The 21,031-nt window shown below is 59.8% G+C and carries 17 protein-coding genes; 6 read left to right on the top strand and 11 right to left on the bottom strand.

From position 1 onward, the window contains the following. The first annotated feature begins 19 nt into the window (after positions 1-19). The 3 genes from KO536_RS19125 to fba all read left to right on the top strand — a co-directional run bounded on the left by KO536_RS19125 (position 20) and on the right by fba (position 2,758). Positions 20-1,183 carry a phosphoglycerate kinase gene (locus KO536_RS19125; RefSeq protein ID WP_019827977.1) on the top strand — a complete coding sequence of 388 codons (1,164 nt, stop codon included), beginning with the start codon at positions 20-22 and terminating at the stop codon, positions 1,181-1,183. 32 nt (positions 1,184-1,215) lie between these two features. Further along, positions 1,216-1,434, top strand: a complete 219-nt coding sequence (locus KO536_RS19120) for a hypothetical protein (protein WP_019827976.1) — start codon at positions 1,216-1,218, stop codon at positions 1,432-1,434. Positions 1,435-1,693: 259 nt separating this feature from the next. Then, entirely contained in the window at positions 1,694-2,758 is a 1,065-nt protein-coding gene (gene fba, locus KO536_RS19115; protein ID WP_004419605.1) for a class II fructose-bisphosphate aldolase, read from the top strand. A 56-nt stretch (positions 2,759-2,814) separates the two neighbouring features. Here the strand turns inward: fba and KO536_RS19110 are convergent, their stop codons facing one another. Then, positions 2,815-3,207 (bottom strand): hypothetical protein, encoded by a 393-nt coding sequence (locus KO536_RS19110; protein WP_219262652.1) that lies wholly within the window; start codon positions 3,205-3,207, stop codon positions 2,815-2,817. A gap of 188 nt (positions 3,208-3,395) precedes the next feature. On the opposite strand from KO536_RS19110, the gene KO536_RS19105 reads away from it, so the two are divergent. Further along, positions 3,396-3,902, top strand: a complete 507-nt coding sequence (locus tag KO536_RS19105; protein ID WP_133075210.1) for a YgjP-like metallopeptidase domain-containing protein — start codon at positions 3,396-3,398, stop codon at positions 3,900-3,902. Between the two features lie 126 nt (positions 3,903-4,028). Continuing rightward, a complete protein-coding gene (locus KO536_RS19100) occupies positions 4,029-4,325 on the top strand; it encodes a helix-turn-helix domain-containing protein (RefSeq protein WP_133075211.1) in 297 nt (98 codons plus the stop codon). Here KO536_RS19100 and KO536_RS19095 read toward each other — a convergent pair. The 10 genes from KO536_RS19095 to betI form a co-directional block, all read right to left on the bottom strand. Further along, positions 4,316-4,777: a GNAT family N-acetyltransferase gene (locus KO536_RS19095; RefSeq protein WP_133075212.1), complete on the bottom strand. Its 462-nt coding sequence runs from the start codon at positions 4,775-4,777 to the stop codon at positions 4,316-4,318. The genes KO536_RS19100 and KO536_RS19095 overlap by 10 nt on opposite strands. 64 nt (positions 4,778-4,841) lie before the next feature. Next, positions 4,842-7,016, bottom strand: a complete 2,175-nt coding sequence (yccS, locus tag KO536_RS19090; RefSeq protein ID WP_133075213.1) for a YccS family putative transporter — start codon at positions 7,014-7,016, stop codon at positions 4,842-4,844. 105 nt (positions 7,017-7,121) lie between these two features. Further along, positions 7,122-8,300, bottom strand: coding sequence for an NAD(P)/FAD-dependent oxidoreductase (locus KO536_RS19085; RefSeq protein ID WP_133075214.1), 1,179 nt, complete (start codon positions 8,298-8,300; stop codon positions 7,122-7,124). A 154-nt stretch (positions 8,301-8,454) separates the two neighbouring features. After that, positions 8,455-9,792, bottom strand: coding sequence for an ATP-dependent RNA helicase DbpA (gene dbpA / locus KO536_RS19080; protein ID WP_241486165.1), 1,338 nt, complete (start codon positions 9,790-9,792; stop codon positions 8,455-8,457). Positions 9,793-9,942: 150 nt separating this feature from the next. Further along, on the bottom strand, positions 9,943-11,373 hold the full coding sequence (gene mdtD / locus KO536_RS19075; RefSeq protein WP_133075215.1) for a multidrug transporter subunit MdtD: 1,431 nt from the start codon (positions 11,371-11,373) through the stop codon (positions 9,943-9,945). A 126-nt stretch (positions 11,374-11,499) separates the two neighbouring features. Then, positions 11,500-12,837 (bottom strand): TldD/PmbA family protein, encoded by a 1,338-nt coding sequence (locus KO536_RS19070; RefSeq protein WP_219262651.1) that lies wholly within the window; start codon positions 12,835-12,837, stop codon positions 11,500-11,502. Next, positions 12,837-14,279, bottom strand: a complete 1,443-nt coding sequence (locus tag KO536_RS19065) for a TldD/PmbA family protein (RefSeq protein ID WP_219262650.1) — start codon at positions 14,277-14,279, stop codon at positions 12,837-12,839. Before KO536_RS19065 ends, KO536_RS19070 begins: the two co-directional genes overlap by 1 nt. Before the next feature lie 241 nt (positions 14,280-14,520). Next, a complete protein-coding gene (gene betA, locus KO536_RS19060; protein ID WP_219262649.1) occupies positions 14,521-16,224 on the bottom strand; it encodes a choline dehydrogenase in 1,704 nt (567 codons plus the stop codon). A 145-nt stretch (positions 16,225-16,369) separates the two neighbouring features. Next, positions 16,370-17,842: a betaine-aldehyde dehydrogenase gene (betB, locus tag KO536_RS19055; RefSeq protein WP_219262648.1), complete on the bottom strand. Its 1,473-nt coding sequence runs from the start codon at positions 17,840-17,842 to the stop codon at positions 16,370-16,372. Positions 17,843-17,950: 108 nt separating this feature from the next. Continuing rightward, complete coding sequence (gene betI, locus KO536_RS19050) at positions 17,951-18,544, bottom strand: transcriptional regulator BetI (RefSeq protein ID WP_019822931.1); 594 nt, start codon at positions 18,542-18,544, stop codon at positions 17,951-17,953. Between the two features lie 476 nt (positions 18,545-19,020). Here betI and KO536_RS19045 point away from each other — a divergent pair, with 476 nt between their 5' ends. Beyond that, on the top strand, positions 19,021-20,958 hold the full coding sequence (locus KO536_RS19045) for a BCCT family transporter (protein ID WP_326399150.1): 1,938 nt from the start codon (positions 19,021-19,023) through the stop codon (positions 20,956-20,958). Positions 20,959-21,031: the final 73 nt, after the last annotated feature.

The raw sequence follows: 21,031 nt of genomic DNA, 5'->3' as shown, positions 1-21,031 counted from the left end.
AACTCAGGAACTGCGACCCATGACCGTGTTGAAGATGACCGACCTCGATCTGCAAGGTAAGCGCGTACTGATCCGCGAAGACCTCAACGTCCCAGTCAAGGACGGTGTAGTCACCAGCGATGCGCGCATCCTTGCTTCGCTGCCGACCATCAAGCTGGCGTTGGAAAAAGGCGCGGCGGTTATGGTCTGCTCGCACCTGGGACGTCCGACTGAAGGTGAGTTCTCGGCTGAAAACAGCCTCAAGCCTGTAGCCGATTACTTGAGCAAGGCCCTGGGCCGCGAAGTGCCGTTGGTCAGCGACTATCTCAATGGCGTCGACGTTAAAGCGGGCGACATCGTGTTGTTCGAAAACGTGCGCTTCAACAAGGGCGAAAAGAAAAACGCCGACGAGTTGGCCCAGCAATACGCCGCCCTGTGCGACGTGTTTGTGATGGATGCTTTCGGTACTGCCCACCGCGCCGAAGGCTCGACCCACGGCGTGGCCAAGTTTGCCAAGGTTGCGGCTGCTGGCCCGTTGCTGGCTGCCGAGCTGGACGCACTGGGCAAGGCACTGGGCGCCCCGGCCAAGCCGATGGCCGCTATCGTTGCCGGCTCCAAGGTGTCGACCAAGCTTGAAGTGCTCAACAGCCTGAGCCAGATCTGCGACCTGCTGATCGTGGGTGGCGGTATTGCCAACACCTTCCTGGCAGCTGCCGGGCACCCGGTTGGCAAATCGCTGTACGAACCTGATCTGCTGGACACCGCCCGCGCCATCGCCGCCAAGGTCAATGTGCCTCTGCCGACTGACGTGGTCGTGGCCAAGGAGTTCGCTGAAAGCGCTGCTGCAACCGTCAAGCTGATCGCTGATGTGGCTGCCGACGACATGATTCTGGACATCGGCCCACAAACCGCCGCGCATTTCGCCGAGCTGCTGAAGTCGTCAAAGACTATCCTGTGGAACGGCCCGGTAGGTGTGTTCGAGTTTGACCAGTTCGGTAACGGCACCAAGGTTCTGGCCCAGGCCATTGCTGACAGCGCAGCGTTCTCGATCGCGGGTGGCGGCGACACCCTCGCGGCTATCGACAAGTACGGCATTGCTGATCAAATTTCCTACATCTCCACCGGCGGTGGTGCCTTCCTTGAGTTCGTTGAAGGCAAGGTACTGCCTGCCGTCGAAATTCTGGAAAGCCGCGCCAAAGCCTGAAGGTGTTTCAGGCCCTGAAAGGAAGCATGGACATGGTCAAGTTGTTACCGCTGTTGATGATCGTGGGCTTTTTGGCCGGTTGCGCCAGTTCGGGCAAGCCGACGCCCGAAGCTGCAACCCCTGAAGAGAGTGGTTGCTACCAGGCAGACTGGCAGGCGCAAAGCGTGCCGCTGGTCAATAAACGCTCAGGTCCTGAAGCGCTGGAAAAATACGAGTCGCCCAAGGCTTCACAAGAGCGTGGGTGCCCTTGATTTGATATGGGTTTTTGCGTGGGAGCGGGCTTGCTCGCGATTGCATCACCGCGGTTCGGCAAATAGACCGAATTGCCTGCATCGCGAGCAAGCCCGCTCTCACAATCAGGCCGCATAGCTATAGCTGGAGCTGTATCGTTTCAGCTAAATCGGATTGGCAGAATGGGGCACAACCCCCGATCTGCAATAACTTGAATAGCAGCCGCCGCTACGGCAGGCTTGCACGATTAACGACCCTTGTCCGGGAGAGACACTCACAATGGCACTTATCAGCATGCGCCAGATGTTGGACCACGCCGCCGAATTCGGCTACGGCGTTCCAGCCTTCAACGTAAACAACCTTGAGCAGATGCGCGCCATTATGGAAGCCGCTGACAAGACCGACTCCCCGGTGATCGTTCAGGCTTCGGCCGGTGCGCGCAAGTACGCAGGTGCTCCCTTCCTGCGTCACCTGATCCTGGCTGCAATCGAAGAATTCCCGCATATCCCGGTGTGCATGCACCAGGACCATGGCACCAGCCCTGACGTGTGCCAGCGCTCGATCCAGCTGGGCTTCAGCTCGGTCATGATGGACGGCTCGCTGGGCGAAGACGGCAAAACCCCTACCGACTACGACTACAACGTTCGCGTTACTCAGCAAACCGTTGCCCTGGCACACGCGTGCGGTGTGTCGGTTGAAGGCGAGCTGGGCTGCCTGGGTTCGCTTGAAACCGGTATGGCTGGCGAAGAAGACGGCATCGGCGCAGAAGGCGTTCTGGATCACAGCCAGATGCTGACCGACCCGGAAGAAGCCGCTGACTTCGTCAAGCGCACTCAAGTGGATGCCCTGGCCATTGCCATCGGTACTTCCCACGGCGCTTACAAGTTCACCAAGCCACCTACTGGCGACGTGCTGGCGATCGACCGCATCAAAGAAATCCACAAGCGTATCCCGAACACTCACCTGGTGATGCACGGTTCGTCTTCTGTTCCACAAGAATGGCTGGCGATCATCAACGAGTTCGGCGGCGACATCAAAGAAACTTACGGTGTGCCGGTAGAAGAAATCGTTGAAGGCATCAAGCACGGCGTGCGCAAGGTCAACATCGACACCGATCTGCGTCTGGCATCGACTGGCGCCATGCGTCGCCTGATGGCAACCAACCCGAGCGAGTTCGACCCGCGCAAGTTCTTCGGCGCCACCGTAACGGCCATGCGTGACGTGTGTATCGCTCGTTACGAAGCCTTCGGTACTGCCGGTAACGCTTCGAAGATCAAGCCGATCTCCCTGGAAGCGATGTACCAGCGTTACCTCAAAGGTGAGCTGAACGCCAAGGTCAACTAAGACCGGCGCGTACTGAAAAGCCCGCAGCGATGCGGGCTTTTTTGTGGGTGCGATGTTTATGCAGATCGGTGTAATTGTTCCGGATCAACGCCATTGGCCTTGAGCAGGGCACTCACCAGCGAGCGGGACATCTCGACCGAATGCACCAATGACCATATCAGCCCGCGCTCGATGCCACTGGCATACTCGGTGATTTCATCCGAGACCTCTTCTGTGCTCTTGAGCATCAGCCAGATGTGAGACAAGGCCTCTATTGCCCGGATATCAGGCCGCACGGCAAAGGGTGATTTGGGGCTGACATGTTGCGCATTGGTGGGCTTGAGGCTGTCGAGGTCAACAGGCGGGGCACGGAGCACGGCATCGAGAATACGGCGGGTGGCCTCATCGTGCTGATGATCATCACGGGGGGTGTGATTTGCTTTGGGATCGTCGGGCGTCGTCTTTTTCATGTCTCTTCCACGGGGATCATCGGCGACTGGTGAAGATAGCCCCGAGGCTTTTCGGGCTGCAAGCGACGCTTGTGGGCACCGGGTTTTCTCGGAAATGTCTGGCTTATGTCCGCGTAAAAGTCTGACGTGGGCGCCTTTGGGTTGAATTCGCTACACTGGCGCCCTTCTATGCTGTGCGTTGGCGTCCCATGACCGTTCTCAAGTACCTCCAGGCCTACCCCCAGACCTTGCAAGAGCAGGTGCGCCAATTGATTGAGCGCGATCAGTTGGGCAGCTACCTGAGCGAACGCTACCCGCAGCGTCACGCGGTGCAAAGTGACAAGGCGCTGTATACCTACGCGCTGGAACTGAAGCAGGAATACCTGCGCAATGCGCCGTCCTTCGACAAGGTGCTGTTTGATAACAAGCTCGACCTGACTCACCGTGCGCTGGGGTTACATACCGCCATCTCACGGGTTCAGGGTGGCAAGCTCAAGGCCAAGAAAGAACTGCGTGTGGCCTCGTTGTTCAAGGAGGCGGCGCCTGAATTCCTGAAGATGATCGTGGTTCACGAACTGGCCCATCTCAAGGAGTCGGACCACAACAAGGCTTTTTACAAATTGTGCGAACACATGTTGCCGGGTTACCACCAGCTGGAGTTTGACTTGCGGGTGTATCTGACGTGGCGTGACTTGGCAGGAAAACCCCAACCCTGAACCCGTGTGGGAGCAGGCTTGCTCGCGATGGTATCGACGCGTCTTCCCAGAAGGACCGCAGCGCCTGAATCGCGAGCAAGCCCGCTCCCACAGAAAGCCAGCAATCATCCGCATCAGGAGTTCTGAATGGACGTCAGCAAAACCAAAAGCAGCTTTTACCGGCGCTTGTACGTGGCCTGGTTAATCGATAGCCAGATTGCCAGCAGCGTGCCCGCACTGACCGAAGTGACCGGCATGCCGCGCCGTACCGCGCAGGACACCATCGCGGCGCTGGCTGATCTGGATATTGTCTGCGAGTTCGAGCAGCAGGACGGCGCCCGTAATCATGCCGGGCGTTATCAGATTCACAGTTGGGGCCCTGTCGACAAAACCTGGGTCGGCGAGCATCTGGTGCAGATCAAGCAGGTGCTGGGTTATCCCTGAGGCGTCAGGCGCATGCCGATGTGCGGGATGTCATCTTCAAGATACATTTCGCCCTCGGCGCGAAACCCGTGTTGCCCGTAGAACGGCTGCAAGTGCGCCTGGGCGGACAAGAACACGGGCTGCCCCGACCAGTAATCCTCGATGTTTTCCAGGGCTTTCTCGATCAGGACATGCCCCAGCTTTTGCCCGCGACCCTCGGGGGCAATGATCACGCGGCCGATCACCACGTCGCCGCCCTGGGATTCAGGGTCGAGCACGCGGGCATACGCCACCAGTTGATCGTTCTGCCAGCCCATCACATGCAACGTGTCCCCCGTCAGGTCTTGCCCGTCGACGTCCTGGTAGGCGCATTTCTGCTCGACGACGAATACTTTCGAGCGCAATTCCAGAATGGCGTAGAGCTGTTCCTTGCCCAGGTCGTTGTGGTGTTTGCAGAGCCAGTCGGTGGTCACGATCGTGTCCTTCTTGGTGAGTGTATGACCCGATAGTAGGCGCGATGTGTACTCGCGCCAAGTTCTAAGGTGCCTTGACCAAATGTGCAGCCAGGGTGCGCAGCGGCCCGAGCTGACGGCAAATCAACGCCAGTTGGGTTTGCACCAGACGCTGGTTTTCATCGATCTCGTCGGGCATTTGCTCAAGCTCGCTGGCCAGTGCTTCTTCATCATCACTTTGTACCGCCACCGCCTGCTTGGACGCCAGATCCTGTGCGATCTGGTCAATGCTGTCGGCAATCCTGCGTCCGGCGCCCTCGATCAACTGTTCCCGCACTTCACCGGGCAGCTCGGTGTCACGGTGAGCGCCCAGTCCTGACAAATAGCTGAGCAAGGTGTGGGACAGCACCAGAAAGCGGAAGCCCATGTCGGCATCCTTACGGAAGTGCCCCGGTTCCATCAGCATATTGGCCAGTGTGGTCGACAGCGCCGCATCGGCGTTATGGGCGTTACGCCGCGCAAGGCGATAGGCGAGGTTGTCGCTTTTGCCCTGGGCGTACTGCTGCATGATCTGGCGCAGATACTGGCTGTTGCAGCTCAAGGTATTGGCCAGTACCTGATTCAGGCGTCGGCCCTGCCAGTCCGGCAAGAACAGGAATACCGCTGCCGCCGCAATCACGCTGCCCACCAGGGTATCGAACAGTCGCGGCAGGAACAGCCCGTAGCCGTCGCCCACCTGGTTGAAGCAAAACAGGATCATCAGGGTGATGGCTGCGGTGCTCAAGGTGTAGCGCGTGGTGCGGTTGATAAAGAACACCACACCGGCCACCACCGCAAACATCGACTGCACCAGCGGGTTGGGGAACAGATCGAACAGCGCCCAGCCCACGGCCAGGCCGATGGCGGTGCCGATGATGCGCTGGCTGAATTTGCGTCGGGTGGCGCCGTAACTTGGCTGACACACGAACAGCGTGGTGAGGATGATCCAGTAGCCCTGGCTCGGGTGAATCCAGTGCACCATCGCAAAACCGATGCTCAGGGCCAAAGGCAGACGCAAGGCGTGGCGAAAGATCAGCGACGTGGGTGTGAGGTGCTGACGCAGGCGCGACCACACGTCCTTGAGGTTGCGTGGCGAACGGTCCAGCAGGCTGCTGTCGGTGGCATCTGCCAGGTTGTCGGGGTTACTGGCGTCGCTCAACAAACGGTCGAGGGTGCCCAGGTTGGCGGCCAGTGCCCGCAGTGAACGCAACAGTCCGCGCCAGGCCGGGTTGCTCTGGATGCGCAAGTGTTCGAGCGAGGCGTGCAAGTCGCTCAGCGCTTCGGCAAAGCTGTCGTCGTAGACAAACGGCTGGCGCAGCTTGATCGACTCCGACAGGCGCTGACAGGCCACGCCTTGCTGGCGCAGCAGGCGTTGGCAGCGGAACATCACGTCACTGTGGAAGAAGGCTTCGGCCAGGGCGTTGTAGGGGTAGTGCGAAGAACTGGCGCGTTCGTGGATGTCCTGCGCCAGGAAGTACAGCTTGAGGTAGCGGCTGAGCTTGGAGCCCGGCCGGGAGTTGCCGACCCGGTGCAGAATGATCTCTTTGGCGGTATTGAGCGCGGCCACCACACGTCCGTTTTGCCGCGCCAGTTCCAGTCGGCCGGCTTCGACATCCAGCTTGCGGATCGGCTCGAACAGCGACGATTTGATCTTCAGGTACAGGCCCAGCTCCCAGAACAACCGCGCCAGGCTTTGCTGTACCGGTTGATTGGAAAACAGCGCCTGCCACAGTACCGACAGCATCCCGTACCAGGCCGCGCCCGCCACCAGCAGCAAGGGTTCATGCCAGAAATTGGTGACTTCGCCACCCCGCTGGTCGACGCCAATCATGGTGTACACGGCCAGAATCAGTGTGGCCGAAGCAATCGCCCCGTAGCGCTCGCCCAGCGCACCGAGCATGGTCAGGCCGAAGCTGGCCAGGGCAAGCGCGCAGACCATCAGCCAGGGATAGGGGAAGAGCAGTTCGACACTGAGTGCCGAGGCGGTGAAGCACACCAGCGTTACCAGCAAAGCGTTCAGTCGGCCTTGCCAACTGTCATCAGTCTCGGACAGCGCGCTGGCGATAATCCCCAGGAACAGCGGGATCAGCAGCGACATTTCATCCTGATACCAGCAAAAAGCCATGCTGCCGGTCAGGGCGACAAACACCCGCACGCTGTAACTGAACTTGTCCAGCGCCCACAAGCGGCGCAGGGAATGCTGAAAGCTTTTCGATGACATGGAGTGGCGGTGCCTGGCTCGTGATTCGCTAACTTGAGCCAGTTAAGACGACAGCGCAATGGCACTGTCACATCGAACACAAAATATTTTTAATGCCACCTGGCGTTAAACGTACTGCGCCGCCGCATACCCCGAAGCCCACGCCCACTGAAAGTTGAAGCCGCCCAGGTGGCCGCTCACATCCAGCACTTCACCCACAAAGTACAGGCCGGGGCTTTTCAGCGACTCCATGGTCTTGGAAGACACTTCGCGGGTATCAACCCCGCCCAGGGTCACTTCAGCAGTGCGGTAGCCTTCAGTGCCAGCCGGTATCACTTTCCAGCTCGCCAGTTTGTCAGCCACGTGCGCCAGTTCACCCGGGGTGTACTGCTTCATGGGCTTGGACTCGAACCAGTGCTCGGCCAACAGGTTGGCCATCTTCTTGGTGAAAATCTCACCGAGCAGGGTTTTCAGTTCGCTGTTGGGGCGTTCGGCCTGCTGGGTTTGCAACCAGCTCAGCGCATCGAGGTCGGGCAGCAGGTTGATTTCAACCGTGTCGCCGGTATTCCAGAACGACGAAATCTGCAAAATCGCCGGTCCGCTCAAGCCTCGATGGGTGAACAGGATATTTTCCCGGAAGCTCTGATCGTTGCAGCTCACCAGGCAGTCGACTGACGTGCCCGAGAGTTCGGTACAGATCTCTTTGAGCTGGTCGGTGATGGTGAACGGCACCAGGCCCGCGCGGGTGGGCAGCAAGGTGTGGCCAAATTGCCTGGCGATTTGATAGCCGAAGCCGGTGGCACCGAGCGTCGGGATCGACAGGCCGCCGGTGGCGACCACCAGCGACAGGCAGTCAATCGGCCCCAGCGTTGTGTTGAGGCTGTAACCGTTGTCGGTTTTTTCGATCTGCTCGACCGAGGTGTCCAGGTGCAGGCTGACGCCTGCTTTTTGGCACTCATCGAGGAGCATTTCCAGGATGTCGCTGGATTTGTTATCGCAGAACAGTTGGCCGAGTTTTTTCTCGTGATAGGGCACGCCGTGTTTGGCGACCATCTCGATAAAGTCCCACTGGGTGTAGCGGGCCAGGGCCGACTTGCAGAAGTGCGGGTTCTGCGACAGAAAATTGTTGGGTTCGGTGTACATGTTGGTGAAGTTGCAGCGGCCACCGCCCGACATCAGGATCTTTTTGCCCGCCTTGTTGGCGTGGTCGATGAGCATGACCTTTCGCCCGCGACCGGCAGCGGTCAGCGCGCACATCAAACCAGCGGCGCCAGCGCCAATAATCACAACGTCGGTAGAGCGCAAAGCGGTGTCCTCACAAAATTCATAGTCAATCCAAACCTAATGTGGGAGCGGGCTTGCTCGCGATTGCAGCACCCCGGTGATTCAGCTGAACCGAGTTGTTTGCATCGCGGGCAAGCCCGCTCCCACATGTGATCGCCAGTGTTCAGGCGATCTCTTACAAAACCCGAACGCGCAATACGCGGCCTTTGATTTTGCCTTCGCTCAAGCGCTGGGCAGCCTGTTTGGCCACGGTGCGGTCAACGGCCACGTAGGCCTGGAAGTCAAAGATCGCGATCTTGCCAACCTGGGCACCCGGGATGCCCGCGTCACCCGTCAGGGCACCGAGGATATCGCCCGGACGAACCTTGTCTTTACGACCGGCACCGATCACCAGCGTGCTCATGGCCGGCAGCAACGGTGCGCCGCCCTGGGAGGTCAGGGTGTCCAGGGTTTCCCAGTTCAGCGGGGCTTTCTGCAGCTGCTCGATGGCCTGGGCGCGGTGCGCTTCGGACGGGGCAACCAGGCTGATCGCAACACCTTTTTCGCCAGCGCGGCCGGTACGGCCAACACGGTGAATGTGGATTTCCGAATCACGGGCCAGCTCAACGTTGAGCACCATGTCCAGCGCGTCGATGTCCAGACCACGGGCCGCTACGTCGGTGGCAACCAGTACTGAAGTCGAGCGGTTGGCAAACATCGCCAGCACCTGGTCACGGTCGCGCTGTTCCAGATCGCCATGCAGGCCAACAGCCGAAATGCCTTTGGACGTCAGGTGATCAACGGTTTCCTGAACCTGCTGCTTGGTGAAGCAGAACGCTACGCAAGATTGCGGGCGGAAATGGCCCAGCACCTTGGTTACAGCGCTCATGCGCTCTTCAGGGGAGATTTCGTAGAAGCGTTGTTCGATCTGGCTGTCAGTGTGCAGCGCCTCGGCTTTTACTTGCTGAGGGTTGCGCATGAACTTGGACGACAGTTGCTTGATACCGGCCGGGTAGGTGGCCGAGAACAGCAGGGTCTGGCGACGCTCCGGGGTTTTTACAATGATGTCTTCGATGGCATCGTAGAAACCCATGTCCAGCATGCGGTCCGCTTCGTCCAGTACCAGAGTGTTCAGACCGTCCAGTACCAGCGAGCCTTTGCGCAAATGCTGCTGAATGCGGCCCGGCGTGCCGACGATGATGTGCGCACCGTGCTCCAGCGAACCGATTTGCGGACCGAAAGACACGCCGCCACACAGGGTCAGCACTTTGATGTTGTCTTCGGCGCGGGCCAGACGGCGGATTTCCTTGGCAACCTGGTCAGCCAGTTCGCGGGTCGGGCAGATCACGAGGGCCTGGCAGCCGAAGAAGCGCGGGTTGATCGGGTTCAGCAGGCCGATGCCGAAGGCGGCAGTTTTGCCACTGCCGGTCTTGGCCTGAGCGATCAGGTCCATGCCTTTGAGGATCACCGGCAAGCTCTGCGCCTGAATCGGCGTCATCTGGGCATAACCGAGGGAGTCGAGGTTAGCCAGCATGGCGGCGGACAGAGGCAGAGTGTTAAAAGCGGTGGCAATGGTGGTCACGGGACTGGCCTGCAAAACAAAATGTCGCGCAGTGTACCAGTCCCATGCCCTTTGCCTGAACATTCTGGACGAGATGTCATCCAGTTCTGATTAAAAAGTCGCTTAATGTTCCAGGTCATGCTCCGAGTTGGCCTTGGGTTTGCGGCCGTCCTGCGGTGACAGTTGCAGGAAAATAGCCGCTGCCAGCATCGCCATGATCCCGACCGTGAGGAAGGTCAGCTGGAATGCCCCGAGCACCGTGTCCACCCCGTCGCTGCCGCCATCGCCAGTGAAGCCGCCGAGCAATGCCCCGGCGCAGGCCACGCCCAGGCTCAAGGACAATTGCGCCACCACCGACAGCAAACTGTTGCCGCTGCTGGCGCTGGCGTCATCGAGGTCGATCAGGGTGACGGTATTCATCGCGGTGAACTGCAACGAGTTGATCGCCCCCAAAACGGCCAGCATTGACAGCAACAGCGGGTAGGGCGTGTGTTCGGTGACCAGGCCCATGCTGGCCAGCATCAGGCCCAGGGCAAAGGTGTTGGCCGTGAGTACCGTGCGATACCCCGCGCGCTCGATCAGCGGTCGGGCTATCCACTTGGCCAGCATGGCGGCTGCGGCCAGTGGCAGCATGCTCATCCCGGCTTGTGACGGCGAGTAGCCCAGCGCCACTTGCAGCAGCAACGGCACCAGGAACGGTAGCGCCCCGCTGCCCAGGCGAGCAAACAGGTTACCCAGAATACCCACCGCAAAGGTTTTGGTTTTGAACAGTGCCGGCGAGAACAGCGGGTTGCTGATATTGCCCGCCCGCAACCAGTAGGCCGCCAGGCACGCCATCCCGGCGAAGAGCAGCAACATCACGCGCAAATGCGGCATGTGCAACTCGCCCAGCCCCTCCATCGCAATGGTGATAAATATCATCGCGGCGCCAAACAGCACGAAACCCAGCCCGTCGAAGCGGGTGCGCTCGCTGCCGCGCAGGTCCGGAATGAAGTGCCAGACTGCCCAGCAGCCCAGAACGCCCACCGGCAGATTGATCAGGAAAATCCAGTGCCAGCTCAGGTACTGCACCATCCAGCCGCCCATCGTGGGGCCGATCAATGGACCGAGCAGGCCCGGGATGGTGATAAACCCCATGATCCGCACCAACTCCGAGCGCGGGTAAGCCTTGAGCACCACCAGCCGTCCGATGGGCAGCATCAGCGCACCGCCCAGGCCCTGGATGATCCGTGCCCCAATCAGCTCGTTGAGGGTGTTGGACAACGCACAAAGCAACGAGCCGAAACTGAACAGCAGAATGGCGCTGAAGAAGATTTTCTTGGTGCCGAAGCGGTCGGCAATCCAGCCCGAGGCAGGGATCAGCAGGGCCACGGTAAGCATGTAGGCAACGATCACGCCTTGCATGCGCAGCGGGTTTTCTTTCAAGTCCCTGGCCATGTCGGGCAGGGCGGTGTTGAGGATGGTGCCGTCGAGCGACTGCATGAAAAACGCGATGGCCACAACCCACGGCAACCAGCGCAGGGTTTCAGGACTCAGAACCGGGCGTACGGGCATAAGACCTCTTTTTTATGATGAGCATTCTTTGTAGTCGCTGCCGAAGGCTGCGAAGGGTTGCCCAGCAACCCGTTTTCCCGAAGCCTCCACGGACTTCATCGCAGCCTTCGGCAGCGACTACAGGTATTACAGCGTCAGCGTGAGCTTCTTGACCAACGCTCCCGGCAGCAGATTCGACGCAGTCTGGCGCTGGTCGTAGGTGCTGGCCGACAGCAACAACTCACGATCTGCCGTCAGTGCCTCCAACTGCGAGCCCAGCAGACTATAGACGCTGTCATCAAAACGCATGGTGTTGACCGGGGCCTTTATCTCGCCGTTTTCGACCCAGAAGGTGGCAAAACGGGTCATGCCGGTCAGGCGCGCGGCCGGTTGGTCCGAGTAGTTCAAGTACCACAGGTTGCTGATGTACAACCCGGTGCCCAATTGCTTGAGAATATCGGCCTGCTCCAGCGTACCCGCCGCCATCGCCAGTGCGCTCGGCGCCTCGCCCTGTGGCGCGCCGTTGACCTCAAGGCCATATTCGGCAGCACTGCGCGAACCCACCAGTTGCTGGTTGGCCTTGCCGTGCTTGACCAGGGACAAGTCCTGGCGCGGATACCCTTCGCCGGAAAACGCCGGGCTCAGGGACTGGCTGACCTGCTCGTCAAATGACACCAGGGGGCTCAGTTGCGCATCACCGCCGTACAGTCGCTGCAATGGGCTGGATTTGCTGGCCAGCGCCTGTGCCGAAAAACCGCCCCAGCACAACATGCTCATCACTTCTTCCAGCGCCGCGGGGGCCAGGTAGGCCCTGTACTCGCCGGGTGCCAGGGCATGGAGCGGGCGATCCAGAAAGCTCAGTTGCTCACGGGCCAGTTGCATGCGCTGGGCGAAACGTTCGCTGTCCCAATCGGCCCCGGCGTAGCTGGCTTTCACCGCTTGGCCGTTGCTGTGGAACAGGCTCCAGTCGAAGTTGAAACTGTTGGCCTGATGCCAGCCAAACGCACCTTCGGAACTGGCGTAGCCATAGCTGATCGGGCCGCAGGCATAAAACCCCACCAGATCGACGCCGTCGCACGCACGGCGGATTTCATCCAGGACCCGAGCGGTGTCCGGCAGTGGATGGTCCTGCACCTCATGACTGTGCCAAGGCTGGGGGTTCAGCAATAAATAAGGGTCGGCGGGCAACAACGGCAAAGTGTCACGCAGTTGTTGCACCGCGTCGGCCAGGCGCTGTTTGTCGACATCCGGCTCACCGGCCAGGGTAAGGCGGATATCCCCGTGGCGGCCGTCGTTGATCAGTTTCAGGCTCAGGCTGGCCTGCTGCACACGCCCGGCCTGGCGCACCTTGCCCTTGTTGAAACGGATGAACTCCGAGGCTTCGGCGTCGTAGCTCAGGGTGAACTGCTCTGGCGGTCGAATGGCCTTGCCCAGCCATTCGACCAACGCCTTGAACTGCTCGGCCTGACTCAATGGGGTACTCATCAGACATCGCCTCCAAACACATCAATCTGATTGAACACGCACGCGGGTGACGCATGCCCTACGCGAATCACCTGATTGGGTTCGCCCTTGCCGCAGTTCGGCGTGCCCAGCACCTTGAAGGTACTGGCGTCACCCACGGCGCTGAGGTTGCGCCAGAACTGATCGGAAATACCCCGGTAGTTGGGGTTTTTCACCACGCCCTTGAGTTCGCCGTTCTCGATCAACTGGCCCCACTCGCAACCGAACTGGAACTTGTTGCGCGCATCGTCAATCGACCAGGAACGGTTGGTGGCCATCAGGATGCCGTGTTCAATGCCGCCAATCAGTTGGGCCATCGACTGGTCGCCAGGTTCGATATTGAGGTTGGCCATGCGGTCGATCGGAGGGCGGTTCCAGCCGCAGGCGCGGCTGTTGGCCACGCCATCAAGGCCCGACCGGAACTGCGACAGCGCGCCGCCCAAAGGCCGCAGCAGCAGGCCTTCGCGGATCAGGAACTCCTTGTGGGCCGGTGTGCCGTCATCGTCGAAGCTGTAGCTGGCCAACTGCTCGGGAATGTCAGGGTCGAAGGTGACGTTCAGCAGTTTGGAACCGTACTGCAGGCTGCCAAAGTCGCTGGCCTTGACGAAGCTGGTGCCTGCGTAATTGCGCTCGTCACCGAGGATGCGGTCCAGTTCCAGCGGGTGGCCGATGGATTCGTGGATTTGCAGGATCATCTGGTCGGGCATCAGCAGCAGGTCGCGTTTGCCGCTTGGGGCATTGGGTGCCAGCAGCAATTGCAGGGCCTGGTCGGCGACCTTTGGCGCGGCTCCGATCAACCCGCAGCGGCTGATCACGTCGGCGCCACCTTGCTGACCGAAGTTTTCGCGGCCCAGGCTGCGGGTCTGGCTGTCGTTGCCGTCATAGGCGGTGACGCTGATGCCCGGGTAGACAAAACGTTGTGCCCGGCGCAACTCGGCGCCAGCGCTGTTGAGATAGATCTGCTCGACGTGATTGAGGCCCAACGAAACGTCCCAGCTGACCAGCCGCTCGTCCTTGGGGACGGCAGCCGACTCAGCGCCCAACAGTTCAAAGCATTCGTTGAGTGACGGGAATGCTTGATCGAGATGGGGCGAGTAGTAGTCAGCGCGTTCGTGGGACACCGGCTCCTGGCTCAGATCGAGCAGGGCGTGGGCAGCAATCAGTTGAGCCTGTGCCTCGGCACGTTCCAGGGCTGCCTGCAAGCCGGCTTGCGACAGGTCATTGGTGGCGGCGTAGGCTTCGACACCCTTGAGCCGCACCGTGAGCATCGCGCCCTGATCGTGATTGAATGAAGGAGGTTCTGCGACGTTCTTGCGTACCGACAGGTATTGCCCGGACTCGCGCACATAACGCAGCGAAAAGAACTCGGCCCGGGTGCGCAACGCGCCAAAGCGTTGCTTGAGCTGAGGGTAAAAATCGAACATGCACTGACCTCCGAAAAACGGGAAACGTATCGAGGTTTGGAATAGGGGAGCGAAACGAGGCAACAGAGTAGGCCTGCGTTGAGGCCGGGGGCAAGCGGGGGGGAAGATGAAACCAAAAACGGCAACAAACCTGTAGCCGCTGCCGAAGGCTGCGATCGGGCCCGAAGGGTTCGCTCATTTCAAAAGCGAAGGTCCTTCGGCCCTTTTCGCAGCCTGCGGCAGCGACTACAGGGTGGTGTGCTTACTGCGCGGTACGGCTGACTTCACGCAGCGGCTTGCCGCGAACCGGTGCATCGCCTGCCACGTAGTAGTCGGCAGTGCTGCGCGGCAACGGCTGGCGGCCACGGATCTTGTCGGCGATTTTCTCGGCAATCATGATCGTCGGTGCGTTGAGGTTGCCAGTCGTGATCAGCGGCATGATCGACGCATCGACCACACGCAGACCCTGCATCCCATGCACGCGGCCTTCGGCGTCTACCACGGCCATCTCGTCGGTGCCCATCTTGCACGAGCAGGACGGGTGGAATGCAGTCTCGGCGTGTTCGCGGATAAAGGTATCCAGCTCTTCGTCGGTCTGCTTGTCGATGCCAGGGCTGATTTCGCGGCCACGGTACGCATCCAGCGCAGGCTGCTGCATGATTTCGCGGGTCAGGCGGATGCCGTCACGGAATTCCTGCCAGTCTTGCTCGGCTGCCATGTAGTTGAACAGGATGCTCGGGTACTCACGCGGGTCCTTGGACTTCACGTTGATCCGGCCACGGCTTGGCGAACGCATGGAGCCCATGTGCGCCTGGAAACCGTGTTCTTTTACGCCATTGCTGCCGTTGTAGTTAATCGCTACCGGCAGGAAGTGGTACTGAATGTTCGGCCATTCGAATTCTTCGCGGGTGCGGATAAAACCACCGGCTTCGAACTGGTTGCTGGCACCAATGCCTTTGCCCAGGAACATCCACTCGGCGCCAATGGCCGGCTGGTTCCACCACAAGAGCGACGGGTACAGCGAAACCGGCTGGGTACAGGCGTACTGCAGGTACAGCTCAAGGTGATCCTGCAGGTTCTGGCCAACGCCCGGCAGGTCGTGAACGACCGGAATATCGAGGCTGTTGAGCAGTTCGGCCGGGCCGACGCCGGAGCGTTGCAGCACGGTTGGCGAACCAATTGCGCCGCTGCACAGCAGCACTTCTTTACGGGCCTTGGCCTGGATGCGGGTGTCGCTGTCGCCGACCATGTAGGAAACGCCAACGGCGCGCTTGCCTTCAAAAACGATCTTGTCGGTCAGGGCGTGGGTCACGATGGTCAGCGTCGAGCGCTGCTTGGCGGTGTCCAGGTAGCCACGGGCGGTACTGGCGCGACGGCCGTTAGGCGTCACGGTGCGGTCCATCGGGCCAAAACCTTCCTGCTGATAGCCGTTCAGGTCTTCGGTACGCGGGTAGCCGGCCTGTACGCCTGCTTCAACCATGGCGTGGAACAACACGTTGTTCCCGGCTTTGGGCGTGGTCACGCTGACCGGGCCATCGCCACCGTGGTAATCGTTGGGGCCGATGTCGCGGGTTTCGGCTTTACGGAAGTACGGCAGGCAGTTCAGGTAATCCCAGTCTTCGAGGCCTGGCAGTTTTGCCCAGCCGTCGTAGTCCATCGCGTTGCCACGGATGTAGCACATGCCGTTGATCAGGGACGAACCGCCCAGACCCTTGCCACGGCCACATTCCATGCGGCGATTGTCCATGTGTGGCTCTGGATCGGTTTCGAAGGCCCAGTTGTAGCGACGACCCTGCAGCGGGAATGCCAGGGCGGCCGGCATCTGGGTACGGAAGTCGAAACGGTAGTCCGGGCCGCCCGCTTCAAGCAGCAGCACGGTGACGCCTTGGTCTTCAGTCAGACGGGTCGCCAGGGTGTTACCGGCAGAGCCGGCACCAATGATGATGTAATCGAATTCTTGGGACATAAAATGCACCCTCTTTGAAATAAACAAGCCTGTAGTCGCTGCCGAAGGCTGCGAAGGGTTGCTCAGCAACCCGTTTTCCCGAAGCCTCCACGGACTTCATCGCAGCCTGTGGCAGCGACTACAGGTAATCGGCTGCCAGTTGGGTTTAGAACACCGAGACGTAGTCGCCCAGCTCTACCTGTACCGATTTGATCCGGGTGTACTGAGCCAGCGAGCTGATGCCGTTTTCACGGCCAATGCCCGATTGCTTGTAGCCGCCTACCGGCATTTTTGCGTCGGACTCGCCCCAGGCGTTGATCCAGCAAATACCCGCTTCCAGTTGATGGATGACGCGGTGGGCGCGGTTCAGGTCCCGGGTCACGACGCCCGCAGCCAGACCGAACTCGGTGTCGTTGGCGCGGCGGATCACTTCTTCTTCGGTGTCGTAGGTGAGGATGCTCATCACCGGGCCGAAGATTTCTTCTTTGACGATGGTCATCTCGTCGGTGCAGTCGGTGAACACGGTAGGTGCCACGAATGCGCCCTTGGCCAGATCGCCCTGGGTCAGGCGTTCGCCGCCGCACAGTACGCGGGCGCCTTCTTCTTTGCCCTTGGCAATGTAGCCCAGCACACTTTCCATGTGAGCAAAGCTGACCAGCGGGCCGAAGTTGGTGTTTTCGTCTTCCGGGTTGCCGATGCGGATGCGCGCAACGCGCTCCAGGATCTTGGCTTCAAACGCAGCCTTCATGGCCGTCGGGATAAACACGCGAGTGCCGTTGGTGCACACCTGACCCGAGCTGTAGAAGTTGGCCATCATCGCGGTATCTGCGGCGCGATCCAGGTCGGCGTCGTCGAAAATGATCAGGGGCGACTTGCCGCCCAGTTCCATGGTCACGTCTTTCAAGGACGAGCTGGTGGCGCTGGCGGTGACTTTCTTGCCGGTGTCGGTGCCGCCGGTGAACGAGATTTTTTCGATGCGCGGGTGCTCGGTCAGCCAGGTACCGACTTCACGGCCACTGCCGGTCAGTACGTTGAACACGCCATCCGGCAGGCCCGCCTGGGTGAAGATCTCGGCCAGCTTGAGGGTCGTCAGGGAGGTGACTTCGCTTGGCTTGAAGATCATCGCGTTACCGGCAGCCAGTGCCGGTGCGGCTTTCCACAGGGCGATCTGGATAGGGTAGTTCCACGCGCCGATACCGGCTACAACGCCAAGCGGCTCGCGGCGGGTGTAAACGAAAGAGGTGGTGCGCAGCGGGATTTGCTCGCCTTCAATGGCGGGTGCAAGGCCTGCGTAGTATTCGAGTACATCGGCACCGGTCACGATGTCGACGTAACGGGTTTCGGAGTACGACTTGCCGGTGTCCAGGGTTTCCAGGGCGGCCAGTTCATCGTTGCGCTCGCGCAGGATTTCCACGGCGCGACGCAGGATGCGCGAGCGCTCCATGGACGTCATGGCGGCCCAGATTTTCTGGCCCTTTTCAGCGCTGACAACCGCGCGCTCGACGTCTTCTTTGGTTGCGCGTTGCACTTGAGCGAGGACTTCGCCGTTAGCCGGGTTGATGGCATCGAAAGTAGCGTCGCTACCGGCGTCGGTGTAGCCGCCGTCGATGTAGAGTTTTTGCAGTTCGAAACGGGCCATAAAATCCTCGCAAGTGCATAAGTGGTTGGCGTTGGTCGTGAGTCGGGTGCCATCTGATTGGGGCAACTCAAACTCACGACAGTTCAGGGGTTAAGCATTTATTGGGGCCTAACTCACCTGTTTCGCCAGTTGTAGATCCATGTATTCGTAGCAGATGCGTTGTGCCTGTTCGGTGTCGAACGCGTCTCCCGACAGGGCACCCCGCAACCATAGACCATCGATGAGAGCTGCCAGGCCCCGTGCTGCATTGCGGGCCTGGGCCTGCGGCATTACGCGGCGAAACTGGCAGCACAGATTGGAATACAAGCGGTGATCGTTGATCCGCTGCAATCTGTGCAACGACGGCTGGTGCATGCTGGCGGCCCAAAAGGCCAGCCAGGTTTTCATTGCCGGGCCACTGACCTGGCTGGCGTCGAAGTTGCCTTCAACAATCACCTGCAGATGAGCCCGTGGGCTGTCATCGCTTAACGCCAGGCGGCGCTCGGTGACGTTGTCGATCAAGACGTTCATCAAGTACCGCATGGTGGCGGCAATCAGACCGTTCTTGTCTTTGAAGTAGTGACTGATGATGCCGTTCGACACACCGGCCAGACGGGCAATCAGCGCAATGCTGGCATCTGCCATCCCGACCTGATCGACCGCCGTCAACGTGGCTTCGATCAACTGCTGGCGGCGTATGGGTTGCATACCGACCTTGGGCATTTCGCAAATCTCCTTGGGCCGGCGAGCAGTGCATAAGCATCACTGAACGACAGCCAGTCTATTTTGTTTTGATTGAACGTTCAATCAACAAAGAATAAGCTCTGCGACAAATCGTCGCGATTTATGTCGTTTCCTTACGCATGAATGGCGCAAAACGACACGGTAAATTCCCATGGAACCTAGGCAGAAGCAGGCTTTCGCAGGCGCTGACAGGAGGTCCAAACAGGCATAACGCACCAGACCACGCGGGGCAGCCCTTGATTTCAAGGGGACGCACACAGGTTCTGAACGCGGTCTGGGCGGGTCCGGTTTTTTAGCGGTGTCTTTATATCACTCGACCGTTGGTCGTAATCCAACCCTTTGGTCGAGTGGTGCGTTGCCTTAAGTCCTTGTCTCGCACTGCCTGGAGCACCCGTGCAATGAGTTCTGCCTCTCTTATAAAGACCCCGCCGCAAAAGGTGACGGTCAATGGTTGGGTGTTTTACACCTCCACTGCCTTGATATTGTTGTTGACTGCCATTTTGATCATTGCCCCCGAAGAAGCGGGTCGTATTCTGGGCGTTGCCCAGGAATGGCTGTCGCGCAGCTTCGGTTGGTATTACATGGTGGTGATCGCCGCTTACCTGATCTTCGTAGTCGGTCTGGCGTTTTCGTCCTACGGCAAACTGAAGCTGGGCACCAAGCAAGACACCCCGGATTTCAGCTATGGCGCCTGGGCCGGGATGTTGTTTTCGTCCGGTATCGGTATTTCCTTGCTCTATTTCGGCGCTTCCGAGCCGCTGGATCACTACTTCAACCCGCCTGAAGGCGTGTCGGGCAGCCACGAAGCCGCGCGTCAGGCGTTGCAACTGACCTTCCTGCACTGGGGCCTGCACGGCTGGGCGATTTACGCGCTGGTCGGCCTGGCCGTGGCGTATTTTGCCTACCGTCACAACCAGCCGCTGGCGCTGCGTTCGGCGCTGTATCCGTTGATGGGCGAGCGTTGGGTCAAAGGTGCTGCTGGCCATGCGGTGGACGGCTTCGGCATGTTCGTGACCCTGCTGGGGCTGGTGACCAACCTGGGCATTGGCTCGATGCAGGTGTCGTCCGGGCTTGAGAACCTGTTCGGCATGGAACACAGCAATACCAACCTGCTGATCGTGATCATCGTGATGAGCACTGTGGCCACCATCGCCGCTGTCTCTGGCGTTGAAAACGGCATCCGCCGGTTGTCCAACCTGAACATCGTGCTGTTCAGCGGCTTGCTGATTTTCGTGTTGTTGTTCGGCCCCACGCTGCACCTGCTCAACGGCTTTGTGCAAAACACCGGTGACTACCTCAACGGTATCGTCATGAAAACCTTCGACCTGTACGTGTATGAAGGCGACAGCAAGAAAACCGAGGGCTGGCTGGGCCTGTGGACCCTGTTCTACTGGGCGTGGTGGATTTCCTGGGCACCATTCGTAGGGATGTTCATCGCGCGTATTTCCCGTGGTCGTACCGTGCGTGAACTGGTGGCGGGCGTGTTGTTGATTCCGCTGGGCTTCACCCTGGCCTGGCTGTCGATCTTCGGTAACTCGGCACTGGACCTGGTGGTTAACCACGGTGCGGTGGAGTTGGGGAAAACGGCGCTTGAACAGCCGTCGATGGCTATTTACCAACTGCTTGAGCATTACCCGGCGTCGAAAATCGTCATCGGCGTGTCGATCTTTGTGGGCTTTGTGCTGTTCCTGACCCCGGCGGATTCCGGCGCGGTGATGATGGCCAACCTGTCGTGCAAAGGCGGCGATGTGGATGAAGACGCGCCGCACTGGCTGCGTATCTTCTGGTCTGCGGTGATCACTCTGGTGACCATCGGCCTGTTGTTCGCCGGTAACTTTGCGGCCATGCAAACGATGGTGGTGCTGGCCGGTCTGCCGTTTTCGGTGGTATTGGTCCTGTTTATGTTTGGCCTGCACAAAGCGATGCGCCAGGACACCCTGGTTGAGCAGGAACAAGCCGAGTTGGCCGCCCGTGGTCGTCGAGGTTTCAGCGAGCGCTTGACTGCCCAGGACCTGCAACCGACCCAGGCGGTGGTGCAGCGCTTTATGGACAAACACGTGACCCCGGCCCTGGAAGATGCGGCAGAACAGCTGCGCAGTCGGGGCCTGGAGGTGCAAACCCTGCTGGGCAGTGCCAAGCGTTGCATGGGCGTGCGGGTGGAGATGGAAGAGGGCAACCCGTTTGTCTACGAAGTCAGCCTGGACGGTTATCTGGCCGCACCGAGCGAGTCCGAACAGGATGAAGTGCGCAGTCGTTATTACCGGGCCGAGGTGTATTTGCACAACGGCAACCAGGAGTACGACCTGATGGGCTTCACCCAAGAGCAAATCGGTCGTGACGTGCTCGACCAGTTTGAAAGCCATCGCCAACTCCTTGGCAGGGTGTACAGCTAAACCGCGTGTGGGAGCGGGCTTGCTCGCGATAGCATCAACGGGGTGTATCTGATACACCGCGTTGATGCTATCG

The organism is Pseudomonas sp. NKUCC02_KPG, assembly GCF_019345465.1.
Classification (GTDB): domain Bacteria; phylum Pseudomonadota; class Gammaproteobacteria; order Pseudomonadales; family Pseudomonadaceae; genus Aquipseudomonas.
The sequence above is the reverse complement of the archived record's forward strand: the minus strand, read 5'-3'. Positions and strand labels throughout refer to the sequence as shown.

Coding starts and splice junctions, on each gene's coding strand:
- KO536_RS19070 (WP_219262651.1), bottom strand. CDS start 12,837: ATGAGTACCCCATTGAGTCAGGCCGAGCAGTTCAAGGCGTTGGTCGAA.
- KO536_RS19100 (WP_133075211.1), top strand. CDS start 4,029: ATGGACGTCAGCAAAACCAAAAGCAGCTTTTACCGGCGCTTGTACGTG.
- KO536_RS19110 (WP_219262652.1), bottom strand. CDS start 3,207: ATGAAAAAGACGACGCCCGACGATCCCAAAGCAAATCACACCCCCCGT.
- betB (WP_219262648.1), bottom strand. CDS start 17,842: ATGGCCCGTTTCGAACTGCAAAAACTCTACATCGACGGCGGCTACACC.
- betA (WP_219262649.1), bottom strand. CDS start 16,224: ATGTCCCAAGAATTCGATTACATCATCATTGGTGCCGGCTCTGCCGGT.
- KO536_RS19105 (WP_133075210.1), top strand. CDS start 3,396: ATGACCGTTCTCAAGTACCTCCAGGCCTACCCCCAGACCTTGCAAGAG.
- KO536_RS19065 (WP_219262650.1), bottom strand. CDS start 14,279: ATGTTCGATTTTTACCCTCAGCTCAAGCAACGCTTTGGCGCGTTGCGC.
- KO536_RS19125 (WP_019827977.1), top strand. CDS start 20: ATGACCGTGTTGAAGATGACCGACCTCGATCTGCAAGGTAAGCGCGTA.
- dbpA (WP_241486165.1), bottom strand. CDS start 9,792: ATGCTGGCTAACCTCGACTCCCTCGGTTATGCCCAGATGACGCCGATT.
- fba (WP_004419605.1), top strand. CDS start 1,694: ATGGCACTTATCAGCATGCGCCAGATGTTGGACCACGCCGCCGAATTC.
- KO536_RS19120 (WP_019827976.1), top strand. CDS start 1,216: ATGGTCAAGTTGTTACCGCTGTTGATGATCGTGGGCTTTTTGGCCGGT.
- betI (WP_019822931.1), bottom strand. CDS start 18,544: ATGCCCAAGGTCGGTATGCAACCCATACGCCGCCAGCAGTTGATCGAA.
- yccS (WP_133075213.1), bottom strand. CDS start 7,016: ATGTCATCGAAAAGCTTTCAGCATTCCCTGCGCCGCTTGTGGGCGCTG.
- mdtD (WP_133075215.1), bottom strand. CDS start 11,373: ATGCCCGTACGCCCGGTTCTGAGTCCTGAAACCCTGCGCTGGTTGCCG.